The organism is Acinetobacter piscicola, from assembly GCF_015218165.1.
Classification (GTDB): Bacteria; Pseudomonadota; Gammaproteobacteria; order Pseudomonadales; family Moraxellaceae; genus Acinetobacter; species Acinetobacter piscicola_A.
Window position 1 is genome coordinate 219,224 of sequence record NZ_CP048659.1, and the last position, 16,281, is coordinate 235,504.

Consider the following 16,281-nt stretch of genomic DNA (forward strand, 5'->3'; position numbering starts at 1 on the left):
AATAGATGATTTATGGTCTAATTCTGCTAAGCTTAAAGTTAAATCACGTTGTATATCAACGACGCTATTTTATATCCCGTTCAATGTTTCCAACATCATGTATAAGTACAGCAGGCATTGAGATAAAGCCATTCAGAATGATCTGCTAAGCTAAAAATATTAAAAATAAGGACCATCTCATGAATGCTTTACATCCTCTGAATTTCACAGCACTAGAAATTGCGCAGCAACTTGCTCGCACGTTTGCAAAAACAGCTGCTGAGCGAGACAAAGCAGGCGGTAATGCCAAATTGGAACGGGATTTAATTCGTCAAAGTGGTTTATTGAGTTTGTCTATTCCTAAACAATATGGTGGGCAAGGTGCAGATTGGGCAACCATTTTCCAAACTGTCCGCACCATTGCCCAAGTGGATAGTTCTGTAGCGCATATTTATGCTTTCCACCATTTACTCATTGCAACGGTACAGTTATTTGCACAACCTACGCAATATGCAAAATGGTTTGAAGATACTGCAAAAAATAACCTGTTTTGGGGCAATACCTTAAACCCTTTAGACAGACGTACCAAAGCAACTCAAGTTTCAGAGCAAGAGTTTATTTTTCATGGCGATAAAAGCTTTTGTTCAGGTTCGATTGACTCAGATATTTTGCTTTGTTCAGGGTTTGATGAGGCGGGAAAATTATTGATTGGGGTGATTCCAACGGCACGTGAAGGCATCAGCTTTTTGGGTGATTGGAACAATATGGGACAACGCCAAACGGATAGTGGAACAAGTCACTTCGAGCAAGTGAAAATTTCTAAAGATGAGTTATTGCTGAATCCTGGACCATTAAGTACTCCATACTCAAGTTTACGCCCTTTAATTGCTCAATTGATCTTTGTGCATTTATTTTTAGGTGTAGCGGAAGGGGCTTTTGATATTGCCAAAGAAATGGTGCAAAGCCAAAAAGCATGGTCAAAATCCTTAGCAGAAAATGCAGTGAATGATCCCTTTACTCAAAAGCATTTTGCAGAGTTTTATGTACAACTTGAAAGTGTACGTTTACTTGCCAATAAAGCGGTTGAAACTTTTCAATCTGCTTGGGATATTGGAGAAGGTTTGAATGCTGAACAGCGAGGAGAAGTATCGATTGCCATTGCCACAGCGAAAATTGCAGCGACCAATACTTCATTGTTTGTGACACAAAATATTTTCCAAGTGATGGGTGCTCGGGCAACGACAGCAAAACTCAATTTAGATCGTTTTTGGCGTAATGTACGCACACAAACTTTGCATGATCCGATTGATTATAAGTATCAAGAAGTTGGGGAATGGGTGTTGACAGGAAAAGTACCTGAGCCAAGTTTTTATTCTTAATGATAAAACTTGGATTCTCAAATGAAGTGCAACAGAGATTAAATTATTGGAAGGAAGCAAGATGAGCTAGCATTTTGCTTCCGACCGACCAAAGTCAAAGTTGCATCATGAACTATACTCATCTTACTCAAGAAGAAAGATATCAGATTTCCACATTGTTACGTGAAGGTTTTTCTAAACGTTATATCGCCTGGAGGCTAAATCGTTCACCTTCCACTATTTCTAGAGAAATAGCACGCAATCGAGCAAGGAATGGTTATTTCGCTCAACATGCCCATAAATTAGCTTGCAGACGGCATTGTCCTAATCCTAAAAGAATCTCTCGAGAGGTTTGGGCACAAGTTATGGCTTACCTTGAACTTCAGTGGAGCCCCGAACAGATTGCTTCTCATGTTTCAGTCAGCCTGCATTCCATATACAGGTTTATACAGCAGGATAAAAGCAGAGGTGGTGTGCTCTTCCGCAACTTACGTTTCAGAAATCAAAGAAAGAGAAAATATGGCTCCATTGAGACTCGTGGCCAACTGACAAACCGCAAAAGCATTCACGATCGACCTGCTGAGATTGAGCAGCGCTCCCGTTTCGGTGATTTGGAAATAGATACGATTGTTGGCAAGAATCACCAACAATCCCTGGTTTCAATTGTAGATCGGAAGACAGGTTATCTTTGGCTGAAAAAGTGCAGCACGCGCAAGGCTGAGGAAGTTTGCCAGGCTACGATCAGATTATTGGAACCGATCAAAGCACACCTAAAAACAATTACCGCGGACAATGGTAAAGAATTCAGCCTGCATGAGTATGCTGCTCAGGAATTAGATATAGATTGGTATTTCGCTGATCCCTATAGCGCCTGGCAGCGTGGAACAAATGAAAATACGAATGGATTGATCAGACAATATATTAGAAAAGGCAGTGACTTGAATGACTATACGGATGCATATATTGCAGAAATTACTCAACGCTTGAATCATCGTCCAAGAAAAAGACTCGGCTTTAAAAGTCCGAGTCAGGTATTATGGCAACAACATGGTGTTGCACTTCAAATGCTAATCTAAGAAATTAAAAAGCCTAGAGAATTTAAACTAGACATTACTTTGAAAGATTTTAGATTTATACACACTAAATAAAATTGCTATTAGATAAGACAAATTTATGTGAACGTGTCAAAAAATTGATAACTTCTTTGTATGCCCAAATGGTTTTACAGATATTTTTAGTCGTATTGACTCATGAAGGCTTTTTGGAAAATAAGTGTATTCATAAAGGGTGTGATAACTATTCTTTGAATGGAATAAAAATTTGCCTAAACCATTTTGGCTATAAATTTGATTTAAAGGATGAAAGTTATTAAGACCATGATTTTATAAAAATAAATATCATTTAGGATTTTTTGATTAAAAAAATCCCTCAAGCCGAGTCCTGAGGGATAAAAACTGATGATCGATTAAAATAATTTATTGTGATTATTGACCCACACTTTAAGCTGATTTTGCAGTGATTTGATGTTTTTGAGCCTCCTCTAATTCACGAACGAGAGGTAATACTTTTTCGCCAAAATATTCCACTTCTTCAATAAAATGTAAGAAACCTGAAAGCACAAGATCTACCCCCACACTTTTTAATTCCACAATACGTTCAGCAATTTGTTGTGGTGTGCCAATCAGATTGGTTTTAAAGCCATCATTGTATTGCACTAAATCTTCAAAAGTAGATTTTGCCCAGTTACCTTCACCTTCTTTAGAAGCTGCACCTGCTTCACGAGTTGCATCGCCAAAGGCATTGACTGCTTCAACATTGGCTTGATCAATGATGTCTTGTAGCACGGCTTGAGCTTCTTCTTCAGTATCACGGGCAATAATGAAGGCATTGACCCCAATTTTAACCTGATGGTTGTTTGCCTTTGCTTTTTCACGAATATCATCAATCTGCTTTTTCAGCTCAGCAGGCGTATTGCCGTTGGTAAAGTACCAATCCGATACACGTGAAGCCATATCGCGTGCGGCACGAGAGCTACCACCTTGGAAGATTTCAATATGCGGCTTTTGAATGGGTTTTGGGCTGAGGGTATAATCTTGGAACTGATAATATTTACCCTCAAAACTATAATGATCTGTTGTCCAAATCCCTTTTAGTGTGCGAATAAACTCTTCTGAACGAACATAGCGTTCATCATGTTCAGGCCAAGGCTCACCAATAGCATCAAATTCACCTTTAAACCAACCACTGACTACATTGATGGCAATACGCCCATTGGTTAAATGGTCAATGGTAGCTAATTGCTTGGCTGCCAGTGCTGGTTTCCAAGGACCTGGTAAAATTGCGGCAATCACTTTTAATTTGTCAGTTTTTGCCAAAATACCATGACTAAAGCTCACTGATTCATGTTGATTTTCTGCGTTATATCCTGCTGTAAAGCGAATCTGAGTGAGTGCATATTCAAAGCCACTTTTTTCAGCGGCTTTTGCTAGACGCACATTATAGTCATAGCTCCAATCTGTACGCTGTTCGATTTGGCTCACCACCAAACCACCACTCACATTCGGTACCCAATACGCAAATTTAATATTTTTATCGTGTTGTGACATTAGTTGATCCTTGGAATAATTAATAATTAAGCCACGTGTGTTTTTGGCTTTTTATGATGAATCCGTGCTTCTGCTGCATCTAAACTTGGTACAGCAGCGGAGGGTAAAACTTCTTCTTGCTCGATTTGTTTGTTAATGCCTAAGTTTTGTGACGCCTGTTGAGATTTTACTTTCACCACATCTGCACGTTTTCCTTTGGCAGGTGCCCACTCTAAAATGGGTAATGCACGTGCAACGGCAAGCGTGATGCGATCGCGTAAAAATTCGCTGTGAATCGTATATTCAGGTGTGAAATCACGATCTGTTGCATAAACACCAATCGGTAGAGTTTGTGCTTGGAAGAAGCTGAACAATGGACGCAGTTGATGCTCAAGTACTAAAGCATGACGGTCTGAACCACCCGATGCAGCAAGCAATACAGGTACATCGACCAATGCAGTTTGTTCAACAAAGTCAAAGAAATGTTTAAATAACCCAGTGAATGACGCACGGTAAACAGGGGTTCCAACAATCAGTGCATCGGCTGCTTCTACGGCTGCTAAATCTTCTTGTACACGTTGTGGGAGTTGATGACGGTAAATTGCACCACCTAAGAGTTGCCCAATTTCACTAAATTTAATGAAATGTACATGGATGGGCGTGGCTTCACCTAATTCATCTAAAATGGCTTGGACTAAAGCTTCGGTTTTTGAAGGGTGATTTAAGCCACCTGATACAGCAACAATATTTAAGGGTTTCTGTTGAATAAATGACATGTCAATAACCTAAAAGCGTTTAATATCGGAATGACATTTATTAATCAACATTCAATATATTCTGTAAAATAAGCAAAAACAGATTGGTTATCAGATTTTTGGATATATGCTAAAAATTTATTTTGAGGTTTATTTTTATTCTTTAACTGCTTGATATATTTATTTAGTTTTAAAATATATAAGCAATTCTTTGCAAATGCTTAAATTTATATTTAAAAACGATAAAGAAATACAAAAAATGATAAATAACATAAAATGTGTAGGGATTTTATATTTAAAGCGACAAAATTATTAAAAATTCGTTATATTTAATTATCTTTAACAGCAATAGTACAGTTAGAATGAAAGACTGTGCTAGAGAGCTCTCACTTCGCTTATGAATATTTTAATCGTTGATGACCATCCACTGTTTCGCCATGCTTTAATTCAAGCGGTGCGTTATAGTTTACCCCAAGCTCAAATTCATGAAACTGCTGCAGTGAATGAATTTTATGAGCGTTTAGAGAATGGTCCTGAACCTGATTTAGTTCTGTTAGATTTAAATTTACCGGGTGCATCTGGGTTTTCTGCACTGGTGCATGTCCGTGCACAATATCCTTCATTGCCCATCATTGTCGTTTCTGCGCATGAAGAAGCTTCGATTATCCAACGTGCCATTGCACATGGTGCAATGGGTTACATTCCAAAATCAGCGCATCCAAGCCATATTGGTGAAGCGATTCGACAGGTGTTAGAAGGGGACATTTGGTTACCTCCAAATTTACCTGCAAATATGAGTTTTGATCCACGTGCAGCAGATGAGGCTGCCTTGGCTGAACGCATTCAATCTTTGACGCCGCAACAATTCCGTGTGTTGATGATGGTGGCAGAAGGTTTGCTGAATAAACAAATTGCTTATGAACTTGAAGTGTCTGAAGCGACAATTAAAGCGCATGTCACTGCAATTTTCCGTAAATTGGGCGTGCAAAATCGTACCCAAGCGGTATTGGCGATCAGTGCACTGAATATTGAAGAGAAAAAAGTGTAATTTATTGTGATGTTATAAAAATGGATGCTTTTAGCATCCATTTTTATTGAGCATTAGCGTTTGACTACGATTGAGTCAATACCGCTATGTTGTAAGGTCTGCTGTGCAATCACTGCTGCATTTTGAGAATCATAAGGACCAGAAATTACACGGTACCATGTTTGACCACCTTCGGTTGCTTTAACGACATCTGCTGATAGACCATTTAAAATGATTTCAGCACGGCGCGCATCGGCACTGTCAGGGTCAGGGTAACTACGTACTTGTAAAATATATTCAGGTTGTACAGGTGCAGGTGCTTGTTCAGAGCTATCTAAACCAACATTCACTTCCTCACTACTGCTTGGTGTTTCAGGTGCTTCCACGATCACAGGCTGTGTACTTGTTTGAGTTTCAGGCACAGCTTGCTCTGGAATTGGTGTTACCTGTTGGTTGGGCAAGAGGTCATAAAAACGGTAATCTTTATTGGTATCTTCTTGATAATGATCAGAAGTCACTTCATTACTACGTGTTTTTACAGGTGCCCACGGTTTCCAGAGCATCAGTGCGACACCAAAACTGAGGATAATTAATATAACGACAAGCATCCCTAACCATTTTGGAATCAATGGTTTTTTAGGTTTATTAGGTCGTTCAGACACGCCGCGTTGCGTTTTTCCAAACACGTGGAATTCCTCTTACTCAATAACAACGTTATATTTGACAACGTCTTTGAGTACCGACACGGTGGACGATACTCAATAGATTTCTACAGTATTTTAGCGATACCTTACATTGCCTCTGGTGCAGAAACACCGAGTAACTCTAGTCCATTATAGATGACTTGTTGAACATTTTTTGACAATAATAAACGAGCTTGTGTTAACTCGGCATCATCACCTAAAACTTTATGTTCGTTGTACCAACCATGGAATAAAGACGCTAATTCTTTTAAATAATTCCCCACTTGATGTGGTTCATAATTGTTCGCAGCACGAATCAAAATTTCAGGATAAGCTGCAAGTTTTGCAAGAATTTCTGTTTCTGCATCTAAGTCTAATTTTGCAGCAAATTGGCGTGCATTTACTGTATCAAAATTGATACCCGCTGCAGCCGCTTTTTCAAGCATACGGCAAATACGCGCATGTGCATATTGGATGTAATACACCGCATTGTCTTTACTTTGTGACACAGCAAGATCTAAGTCAAAATCAATGTGTTGTTCAGATTTACGCATTACATAGTAGAAACGTGCAGCATCATTGCCCACTTCTTTACGTAAGTCACGCAAAGTCACGAACTGACCTGAACGAGATGACATTTGTATCATCTCACCGCCACGCCATAAGCTCACAAATTGAACAAGTAATACGGTAAGTTTTTTCGAGTCATAGCCCATCGCATCAATTGCCGCTTTGACACGTGCAATATAACCGTGGTGATCTGAACCCCAAATATCGATAATATCGGTATAACCACGTTGTAATTTGTTCAAGTGATATGCGATGTCAGAGGCAAAATATGTGGTTTGACCATTGCGACGTTTGACGACACGGTCTTTTTCATCACCAAATTCAGTCGATTTAAACCAAATGTTGCCATCTTTTTCGTAAAGGAAGCCACGTTGGTCTAAAGTTTGTAATGCTTCATCAATTTTTTCAGTCAATGATGCTTCGCTGAACCATTTGTCAAAGGTCACACCAAATTCACCAAGGTCATCCTTAATGTCATCTAAAATGGCATGTAAAGCCGCTTGATGGAAAACACGATAGCCTTCGCCAATTAAGTTTTGCGAGTTATGAATTAAACCATCAATGTGTTTTTCTTTATCACCTGAAAGTACAACTTTGTTGCCATCAGCATCAAGTTCTGCTGCATATTGAACATCTTCAGGGACATCTTTGTATACCTCAGCGACAGGGCGAACGTACGCTTCACCATCTTTGTCGATAATGCTTTGCGCGATTTCTTTTACATAGTCGCCTTGGTAGGCATTTTTAGGGAAAACTAAAGTTTGACCTGTTAGCTCTAAATAACGCAAATAAGTTGAGGTTGCCAAAATGTCCATTTGACGACCTGCATCGTTGACATAATATTCACGGTCAACTTTTGCACCTGTTGCTTCAAGTAAGTTTGCAACGGTCATCCCATAAGCTGCACCGCGACCATGACCAACGTGAAGGCTTGAGGTTGGGTTTGCAGACACAAATTCAACTTGGATTTTCTTTGCTGCATTGGCTTGGGTTTTACCAAACTGATCTTTTTGTGCTTCGATACGATCAAGCACTGCAAAACGTTGGTCTGCATTTAAAAAGAAGTTAATAAAACCAGGACCTGCGATTTCAGCTTTACTAATATCTGCAACTTCTGGCAAATTTGCCAAGATTTTTTCTGCAAGATCACGAGGCTTCATACCTGCAACTTTCGCACCCATCATGGCAATATTTGACGCAAAATCCCCATGGCTTCGGTCTTTGGTTCGCGTTAAAACGCTGGTGTTGTTCCAGTCAGATGGAAGGGTCCCTTCAGCTTGTAGGGATTGCACTGCATGATCAAGAGCTGCTTGTATTGCCGTATTCATAATCGATCGAGAAATAAATGTCGCAGAAAAACAGCAAATATAGCAAATTTCCATGCTTTTAGGTAAAACCATTTGTATGCAAAGTACAAAAGAAGACAAATACGTTTGTTTAATTTTTGATAAATACTGAAAAAGATTCAAAATCTTAATACTTTCAATTATTGTATGTGGTTTATATGTGTCAAAAGCGCGTTGTATGAATCAGAAAAAAGCCATGATTATTGGTAATATTCCGAAGTTACCTGCCAAATATGCTCCTTGGATTTTACCTTTATTATTATCAGGACTGATGAGTGGTATCATTTCGTTTATAAATACTGTCAAGAACTTGGGCTGGATCGAAAATTTATTCTCTATTTTCTTTTCTGCTTGGATGATGTCATGGATGTTTGCTTATCCTATCGTGTTGATCATATTGCCAATTGTAAGAAAACTAACCAGTTTATTTGTCGACATGTCACCAAATCAACCGCATAAATAAGCTGATCTGTTGTTTTTAAAGCTGTATTACATGTCTAAATCTATCTCATATCACTATCAATTTAAGAAATACCCTAAATCGTAAAAAAAGGACTAATCTATAGCCCGAGATAGATGAAACTCGAGTGTTTGTTATCTGGATTTTCATCTAAATCTAAACATAATGAGATGGGACATGACCACAGAAAACTTGCAAGTAAAGAAACCGTTATATACCCCTTATGCAGGGAACACTCTCCTTGAGCTTCCGCTTTTAAATAAAGGCTCGGCCTTTACGGAAGAAGAGCGTAGCCAATTTAATTTATATGGCTTGATTCCACATGTGATCGAAACCATCGAAGAACAAAGTCAACGCTCATATCAACAATATTGCGACTTTAATGACGCTATCAATAAACATATTTATCTTAGAAATATTCAAGACACCAATGAAACCTTGTTTTATCACCTGATTGAAAATCATCTCAGTGAAATGATGCCAATCATCTACACACCAACCGTTGGTGAAGCATGTCAGCGTTTCTCGGATATTTATCGCCGTCATCGTGGGACATTTATTTCCTACCCAGACCGTGAACATATCGATGATATTTTGCATAATGTGAATAAGAAAAATGTCAAAGTAATTGTCATTACCGATGGTGAACGTATTTTGGGATTAGGCGATCAGGGCATTGGTGGCATGGGTATCCCAATCGGAAAATTATCGCTCTATACCGCATGTGGTGGCATCAGTCCTGCATATACATTACCGATTACTTTAGACGTGGGGACGAACAATCAACAATTGTTAAATGATCCAATTTATCTCGGTTGGAATCAGCCTCGAATCAGCGGCGAAGAATATTATCATTTTGTTGATGATGTGATTGCGGCGATCAAGCGTCGTTGGCCAAAAGCATTAATTCAATTTGAAGACTTTGCACAAAAAAATGCGATGCCTTTACTGGAAAAATATCGGAATCAAATTTGCTGTTTTAATGATGATATTCAAGGGACAGCAGCAGTGTCAGTAGGCAGTCTCATTGCTGCAAGTCGTGCGGCAGGCAAACAACTGAAAGACCAAAAAGTGGCATTTTTAGGTGCAGGTTCAGCAGGTTGTGGTATTGCAGAACAAATTGTTGCACAAATGGTGGCAGAAGGTCTGACCGATACTGAAGCACGTGCACGTGTCTTTATGGTCGACCGTTTTGGTTTAATCACTGAAAATCAGCCGAACCTGTTAGATTTCCAACGTAAATTGGCACAAAAGCCTGAGGAAGTCGCGCATTGGGGCAATGCAGAAGAAGTCATTTCATTACTTGATGTAGTTAAAAATGCTAAACCAACGGTTCTTATTGGGGTGTCGGGACAACCAGGATTATTCACGGAAGAAATTATCCGAACTTTAGCTGCCAATTGCGAGCATCCGATTGTTTTACCATTATCAAACCCGACCTCTCGTGTAGAGGCTGTGCCTGCTGATATTATCGAATGGACAGAAGGGCGAGCTTTAATCGCAACAGGTAGTCCATTTGCACCTGTGAATTATCAAGGTCAAATCTTTAATATTTCACAATGTAATAACTCATACATTTTCCCTGGTATAGGGCTGGGCGTTGTTGCAGTACAAGCAACACGTGTCACAGATAATATGTTAATGGCTTCAAGTAATGCTTTGGCAGATTGTTCACCAAAATTACAAGATATTCATGCTGACTTATTGCCTGATTTGAACGAGCTACAAAAAGTTTCTAAGATCATTGCTTTTAAAGTAGCAAAAGCAGCGATCGAAGATGGTGTTGCACCTGCGATTAGTGATGAGCAATTACAAGAAAATATTGAAGCAAACTTTTGGAAACCTGAGTATCGTCGTTATAAACGTATACCATTTTAAGTTGAATTTATTGTCTATTCACATAAGATGGAGTCTACATAGACTCCATTTTTATATTTAAAATGCGTATAGCAAGCGATGTATATATGAGAAAAATAGTTTTAGCACTTGCCGTATGTTTGTCAGTTTCAAGCGTGTATGCACAAGAAAATATATGCGAAACACAGTGGCAAACTGAACAGAAAAAAACCATTCAAATCAAAAAGCTCAAACGTCAACATTGTGCTTTGATTTGGGAGGATGCCAAAGTCAGTGCGTTACTAAAAAAGATGGGGCTAAACCACAATAATGATCAATGGATGGCAACCGATGAGTGTGATGTGATCCAAGCGGGGCAGCAAAAATACACCTTGTATCAAGCTTATTATAAAAATGACTTGAGTAATTTGTACGTGCTTCGCGATTCAAACAATAATCTGTATGGATTTTTTAGAGATTTAGGCAAATATTCATTTGTAGAAGATAAATTTATTCCAACCCAAACAGCCAATCGACACGGCGTTGATTTGAAATGTGCAGCGTTAGGGAATAATTCAAAATTGCCGTATATTTTGATCCAAAATATTTTTCAACGAGGCATAGATTTAACACATTATTCTTTTGACGATAACAGTAAATAAATATAGACGCAGATTTAAAAAGACATGAAAAAATATTTAGTTGTGGTTTTACTGTTAAGTAGCGCACAGGTCTTTGCAGATAATATTTCGTGTGTGCAAAGTAGTCGTGACTTGATTTCTGAATTGTATCGGGATTATCCACCGCACTCAGACAAAGATATTGCAGGCGAGCCTCGACAGATTTTGCGTCATTATTTTGATGCCAATATGGTGCAACTTTTATTGCGTGAGCAAAAGTGTGCGGCAAAAATACAGGGTCAATGTCATTTAGATTTTAACATTTTGAGTAATGCACAGGATGTAGCTGATGATATTTCTATTCGTGTTTTGGACGCGACAGAGCATCGTGCACTACTTAAAGTTGGCGAACAATTCATTGATTTCAAAATGCGTATGGAGCAAAACTGTATGCGAATTCAGGACATTGAATATGAAGAAGCCGACAGTCTAAAACAAAGATTGAGTGGGAAATGAAAAAATTTAATAAAATTAGTATTGTCATTCTTGTGTTGATGGGGGTGACAGCATGTCATGACCCATCACAAAAATAGGCGATGATCAAGCTCAAATTACAGCTGCTGTTGAAGAAAAAGTAGAACAAATTAACCGTTCAGCACAAACATCATCCCAAGAAGCATCTATGGATTCAAAAGAATTTTGTGAAACGATGAATGTGGAAACATGGTTTGGATTTGATGAAAACTCGCCAGAGCCGATGTGTCATACAGTGAAATTTTATAAACTGAAACCTGACCAATGTGATATTTCTAAGCAGGCGTTTGGTTTGGGAAATGATGCAATTTATATTGAAGAAGCTTCCTTACGTATTTTTGCATATTCAACGGAGCAACAATGTATTGACGCATTGGAAGTACGAAATTCCAATGCACCTTAATGTTGATCTAGAAAATATTCTTCTCCGATAAGTCGAATATTGGCTTGCAAAATTATTCTGTATCTAGAATTTCTTCGAGTATGTCTTCATTCGGGGCAAAGAAATAAGCGCCATCTACTGGGGTCACAAAGTGAAGTAAACGGTCATGAATGCCATCGCCACTTGTACCAAACATACGCACGAGCATTTTATCAATACGCGTTAAGTCTTTGGTATAGGCAATAAAGAATAAGCCTTGTTCACCCTGACCATCGCCATAGGGTAGAGAATGACGCAGAATTTCCAGTTCTTCACCAGCATCGTCTTCAACCACCGTACGCGCAATGTGGGCGTTGTCAGGTTTAACATCATCATCAAGTTCAATACTTTCGAGCTTGGTACGTCCAATAACGTTTTCCTGGGCATCCACTTTTAAGCGTTTCCAGCTGTCAAGATTATGTACATAGCGCTGTGCAAAGACAAAAGAGCCTTCAGCAAAAATACCTGCTTCTTCACCAAGTAATGCGACTTCGTCACGGTCATCAGGGAATTGTGGATTTTCAGTACCGTCAATGAAACCTGTTAAATCACGACCATCTAAATAGCGGAAACACACTCGTTCGTCCAAAACTTCAACTTGGTCTTGGATGCCATCAAAAAATGATTGGCTCATTGCAAAACATAAATCTGCACGTGCTGAAGCAATATGAATCAGGACATCCGCAGGCACTACAGGCATGTTGAAAGAACCCTGAATCGGTTCAAGTTGTTTAAAACCTGTCGGAGTTTGAGAATAAAGCTGTGTCCAAAGTGCGGGACCAAATGCGACAGACGTTTTAATTTCAGCTTCAGGATGCTGGGTGATTAAACGATCACGTGTGCTAAACAGCGCATTGAGTTGTTCTTTTAAAGCATCAATAGACAGATCTTTTAAATTTAAAACAATAAAGCGGGCATGATTTGACGGTAAAGGCAAAATTACAGATTGGGCTGTCATTACGAGATGGCTCCTTCATTTATTATTCATTCAATTTAACTATTGTGCATGATCATACACAGACTAGAAAGCGAAGCTTTATATTTTTTAACGATTAAATTAATCGAAAAGTATGGTATTAAAATCGTTATAATTACATTTCAAAAATTCTCCTGATATTTATTATGTCTTATCAAGTCTGGTTTGCTTATATGTTGGCGTGCTGGGTGATCAGTATTTCCCCTGGTGCGGGCGCAATTGCATCGATGTCGAGTGGTTTAAGCTATGGTTTTCGCCGTGGTTATTGGAATGCTTTAGGCTTACAACTGGCATTAATTGTACAAATTGGCATTGTTGCAGCAGGGGTAGGGGTGTTATTTGCGACGACACCTTGGGCATTTTTATTGGTGAAATGGTTTGGAGTGTTGTATTTATTGTATTTGGCATATTTACAATGGAATGCACCCATTCAGTCGATCGATATTAAAGCCGAAACTCAGCCTAAAACGATTCCTATGCTCATTCTACATGGTTTCTTGGTGAATATGAGTAATCCTAAAGCCATTGTGTTTTTACTCGCAGTCTTGCCACAATTTTTAGATTTGTCTAAACCACAGTGGATTCAATATATGATTATGGCTGTCACCATGATTACGATTGATTTGATCGTGATGGCAGGTTATACAGGTTTAGCCGCTAAAGTACTACGATTATTGAAATCACCAAAACAACAAAAATATATGAATCGTACTTTTGCCATATTATTTAGTTGCGCCGCAGCTTTGTTGAGTTTGGTGCATCAGTGATGGAATACATTTTAAGTATTCTTTTTTAGAATGAGCTTATATTTACACGAAAAACGTTGAGTCATAATGATCTTATGTTTGAGTGGAGACATATACCGTAAAAAGCAAATCATTAAACAGACTATATTAAACTTTGGCAGTGAGTTTAATGATTTGAAGCTCTCAGGTTTTAACGGATTTTTTTAACTTTTTGAATAATAAAGATCATGGCAAATACAATCGACATGGTTAAAACAATGCTTAAACCTGTGGAAATATTTAAACCCGTACTTGACCATAAACCGACAGTCACACCCATTTGAGCAATGATAAAAGCAGCAATGACCATTTGTTTTGGAGAGTGTGACACGAGACGTGCACTGAGTGCAGGAATAACCAACAATGCACCCATGAGTAAAGAGCCCACAGCACGTAATGCTAAAACGGTAAATAATGCCAAAAGCAACATGAAAATTAGGCGTTGCCATTTTGCATTAACCCCTTCACTGACCGCAATATCAGGATCAATGGCAATTTGAATCTGCGCTTGCCAATAGTGAAATAAAACAGCCAAAGCTGCGATGATAATACCAATAAATACAGGTAAATCTGACCATTCAATGGTGAGTAGGTCACCAAATAGATAACTCAATAATTCAGGTCGTAGGGCAGGTAAGTGCTGAATCAGCAACAAGCCTGAACAGAGTAAAGTTGCGGAGCACAGCGCAAGCAAAGCATCATTGGGTAAACGAGGATCGTGCAATACCCAAAGAATTGCCACTAATAAAATAGCGGTAAACGTTACACCAATCCATAAAGGCAGACTTAGCACTGCTGCAAGTGCCACCCCTAAGAGCGTGCCGTGTGCCATGGTATCGGCAAAAAAAGACATCCTGCGCCACAACATTAAACACCCCAAAGGTGCTGTTAGAAAAACCAAAAGTGTGCCCATAATCCATGCTGGTAATAGCAGTTGTAACCATTCCATCATGATCTAGGCTTCCGGTTCAGGGTGAATGTGGGGACGAGCATCATGTTCACAGGTTTTTGCAGAGTCACCGTGTGCACAATGATCATGATGGTGTTGATATGGGACACGATTTGTCCCGAAAATCGCTTGATACTCAGGATGTTGTTGAATATTTTCAGGTAAACCACTACAGCAAATATGTTTGTTTAAACACACGACCCGTTGTGTCCCTTGCATGACCCATTGTAAATCATGCGATACGATTAAAATCGAACAACCATAGCGTTCAGGCAAACTGCGCACATAATCATAGAGTTCAGCTTCAGACTGAATGTCTAAGCCTTGCATAGGTTCATCAAGCACTAAAACATCCGGTTGGCGTAATAACGCCCGTGCCAATAGCACACGTTGACGTTCGCCACCTGAAAGCTGCTGTACTTTTGAGTCTTTTAGTTTGGTAATGCCTGTATCTCGAATGATTTCGGTTTTAATGGTTTTGTCGCATTTTTCGAGATCAAGTAAATCTTTCACACGTAGTGGTAAACTATGCGAAGGATTGAATTTTTGTGGTACATATGCCAGTTTGAGTTTTTTAGGGCTAATGATTTTACCTGAGTTGGGCTTTACTATGCCCAATAGCACCTTAATCAGGGTTGATTTTCCTGCGCCATTGGGACCAATCAGCGTGACAATTTCTTTTTCATGTAAAGAAAAATCAACATTTTTTAAAATATCACGCTCATCAATCCGCACATTGATCTGTTGTAATTGCACAAGCGAAGCTGTGACTGGCTTTAAGCCTTGTTCGAGCACTGCTGACATAGTCCTGAAATCTCGATAATACTGTGGTGTGCTTTAAATCCATCTGAATCTGAGAGTTGATCAAGTTGCTCAATCAGACCTTTAGCAGAAGCCTCTTTCACCGTATGGCATTCAGAACAAATCAAAAAAGCCGCTTGGTGTCCTTCACGAGGGTGGCAACACGGAATATAGGCATTGATAGAGGTTAAACGGTGAATAAAACCCTTTTCTAATAAAAAGTCTAATGTTCTATACACTGTTGGTGGGGCAGCAGGGCGTTCAGATGAGCCTTTTAGTTTTGCTAATAAGTCATACGCACCCACGGGACCTGTCGAATTTAAGATGAGTTCTAGCACTTCTTTTCGTAGAGGTGTGAGACGAGCACCCGCAGCAGCACAAATATTTTCTGCTTCTATTAGACGAGTTTTGACATTTTGATGGTCATGGACGCCATGTAAAGTATCATGATGCTCGTGTGAACATAGGTTCATTGCACACCTCAAAAGACGTTTTTAGTAAAAGGACAATCACAAATAGTAACATGAAGCCTGATCATGTTACGAATGGCATAGGTTTTTTTTCATATTTGTTATATTATAACATTTAAGTAATTT

The 16,281-nt window shown here is 39.0% G+C and carries 17 protein-coding genes; 9 read left to right on the forward strand and 8 right to left on the reverse strand.

The genetic code is table 11. The features are described from left to right. Nucleotides 1–179 precede the first annotated feature (179 nt). Together G0028_RS01075 and G0028_RS01080 are read left to right on the forward strand one after the other, a co-directional pair. Nucleotides 180–1,358: an acyl-CoA dehydrogenase family protein gene (locus tag G0028_RS01075; protein WP_180046428.1), complete on the forward strand. Its 1,179-nt coding sequence runs from the start codon at nucleotides 180–182 to the stop codon at nucleotides 1,356–1,358. A 107-nt stretch (nucleotides 1,359–1,465) separates the two neighbouring features. Then, on the forward strand, nucleotides 1,466–2,413 hold the full coding sequence (locus G0028_RS01080; RefSeq protein ID WP_180048122.1) for an IS30 family transposase: 948 nt from the start codon (nucleotides 1,466–1,468) through the stop codon (nucleotides 2,411–2,413). A 423-nt stretch (nucleotides 2,414–2,836) separates the two neighbouring features. Here G0028_RS01080 and sfnG read toward each other — a convergent pair whose 3' ends face one another. After that, nucleotides 2,837–3,943: a dimethylsulfone monooxygenase SfnG gene (gene sfnG, locus G0028_RS01085; RefSeq protein WP_130074827.1), complete on the reverse strand. Its 1,107-nt coding sequence runs from the start codon at nucleotides 3,941–3,943 to the stop codon at nucleotides 2,837–2,839. Nucleotides 3,944–3,969: 26 nt separating this feature from the next. Then, nucleotides 3,970–4,698, reverse strand: a complete 729-nt coding sequence (gene msuE, locus G0028_RS01090; protein ID WP_130074826.1) for an FMN reductase — start codon at nucleotides 4,696–4,698, stop codon at nucleotides 3,970–3,972. A gap of 376 nt (nucleotides 4,699–5,074) precedes the next feature. Here msuE and G0028_RS01095 point away from each other — a divergent pair, with 376 nt between their 5' ends. Further along, the gene (locus tag G0028_RS01095; protein ID WP_130074825.1) at nucleotides 5,075–5,725 is read left to right on the forward strand and encodes a response regulator; all 651 of its coding nucleotides are present in this window, start codon (nucleotides 5,075–5,077) and stop codon (nucleotides 5,723–5,725) included. 53 nt (nucleotides 5,726–5,778) lie between these two features. Here G0028_RS01095 and G0028_RS01100 read toward each other — a convergent pair whose 3' ends face one another. Both G0028_RS01100 and argS read right to left on the reverse strand, forming a co-directional pair. Next, nucleotides 5,779–6,390, reverse strand: coding sequence for an SPOR domain-containing protein (locus tag G0028_RS01100; protein ID WP_130074824.1), 612 nt, complete (start codon nucleotides 6,388–6,390; stop codon nucleotides 5,779–5,781). Nucleotides 6,391–6,494: 104 nt separating this feature from the next. Then, nucleotides 6,495–8,285, reverse strand: a complete 1,791-nt coding sequence (gene argS / locus G0028_RS01105) for an arginine--tRNA ligase (protein ID WP_180046536.1) — start codon at nucleotides 8,283–8,285, stop codon at nucleotides 6,495–6,497. Between the two features lie 196 nt (nucleotides 8,286–8,481). Here argS and G0028_RS01110 point away from each other — a divergent pair, with 196 nt between their 5' ends. The 5 genes from G0028_RS01110 (at nucleotide 8,482) to G0028_RS01130 (ending at nucleotide 12,156) form a co-directional block, all read left to right on the forward strand. Beyond that, complete coding sequence (locus G0028_RS01110) at nucleotides 8,482–8,766, forward strand: DUF2798 domain-containing protein (RefSeq protein ID WP_130074822.1); 285 nt, start codon at nucleotides 8,482–8,484, stop codon at nucleotides 8,764–8,766. A gap of 174 nt (nucleotides 8,767–8,940) precedes the next feature. Beyond that, complete coding sequence (locus G0028_RS01115) at nucleotides 8,941–10,641, forward strand: NAD-dependent malic enzyme (RefSeq protein ID WP_130074821.1); 1,701 nt, start codon at nucleotides 8,941–8,943, stop codon at nucleotides 10,639–10,641. A gap of 86 nt (nucleotides 10,642–10,727) precedes the next feature. Next, on the forward strand, nucleotides 10,728–11,261 hold the full coding sequence (locus tag G0028_RS01120; RefSeq protein WP_180046534.1) for a hypothetical protein: 534 nt from the start codon (nucleotides 10,728–10,730) through the stop codon (nucleotides 11,259–11,261). 24 nt (nucleotides 11,262–11,285) lie between these two features. Then, nucleotides 11,286–11,735 carry a hypothetical protein gene (locus tag G0028_RS01125; protein ID WP_174493519.1) on the forward strand — a complete coding sequence of 150 codons (450 nt, stop codon included), beginning with the start codon at nucleotides 11,286–11,288 and terminating at the stop codon, nucleotides 11,733–11,735. A gap of 166 nt (nucleotides 11,736–11,901) precedes the next feature. Then, nucleotides 11,902–12,156, forward strand: coding sequence for a hypothetical protein (locus tag G0028_RS01130; protein ID WP_180046532.1), 255 nt, complete (start codon nucleotides 11,902–11,904; stop codon nucleotides 12,154–12,156). A 52-nt stretch (nucleotides 12,157–12,208) separates the two neighbouring features. On the opposite strand, the gene G0028_RS01135 is transcribed toward G0028_RS01130, so the two are convergent. Further along, nucleotides 12,209–13,132: a Dyp-type peroxidase gene (locus tag G0028_RS01135; protein ID WP_180046530.1), complete on the reverse strand. Its 924-nt coding sequence runs from the start codon at nucleotides 13,130–13,132 to the stop codon at nucleotides 12,209–12,211. A gap of 164 nt (nucleotides 13,133–13,296) precedes the next feature. On the opposite strand from G0028_RS01135, the gene G0028_RS01140 reads away from it, so the two are divergent. Further along, a complete protein-coding gene (locus G0028_RS01140) occupies nucleotides 13,297–13,917 on the forward strand; it encodes a LysE family transporter (protein WP_180046528.1) in 621 nt (206 codons plus the stop codon). Nucleotides 13,918–14,086: 169 nt separating this feature from the next. Here G0028_RS01140 and znuB read toward each other — a convergent pair whose 3' ends face one another. Genes znuB through G0028_RS01155 form a run of 3 tightly spaced genes read right to left on the reverse strand, consistent with a single transcriptional unit; the run spans nucleotide 14,087 to nucleotide 16,158 of the window. Continuing rightward, the gene (gene znuB, locus G0028_RS01145; protein WP_180046526.1) at nucleotides 14,087–14,887 is read right to left on the reverse strand and encodes a zinc ABC transporter permease subunit ZnuB; all 801 of its coding nucleotides are present in this window, start codon (nucleotides 14,885–14,887) and stop codon (nucleotides 14,087–14,089) included. 3 nt (nucleotides 14,888–14,890) lie between these two features. After that, the gene (znuC, locus tag G0028_RS01150) at nucleotides 14,891–15,688 is read right to left on the reverse strand and encodes a zinc ABC transporter ATP-binding protein ZnuC (protein WP_174493515.1); all 798 of its coding nucleotides are present in this window, start codon (nucleotides 15,686–15,688) and stop codon (nucleotides 14,891–14,893) included. Next, nucleotides 15,661–16,158: a transcriptional repressor gene (locus G0028_RS01155; protein WP_130074813.1), complete on the reverse strand. Its 498-nt coding sequence runs from the start codon at nucleotides 16,156–16,158 to the stop codon at nucleotides 15,661–15,663. The genes znuC and G0028_RS01155 overlap by 28 nt, the downstream gene beginning before the upstream one ends. Nucleotides 16,159–16,281: the final 123 nt, after the last annotated feature.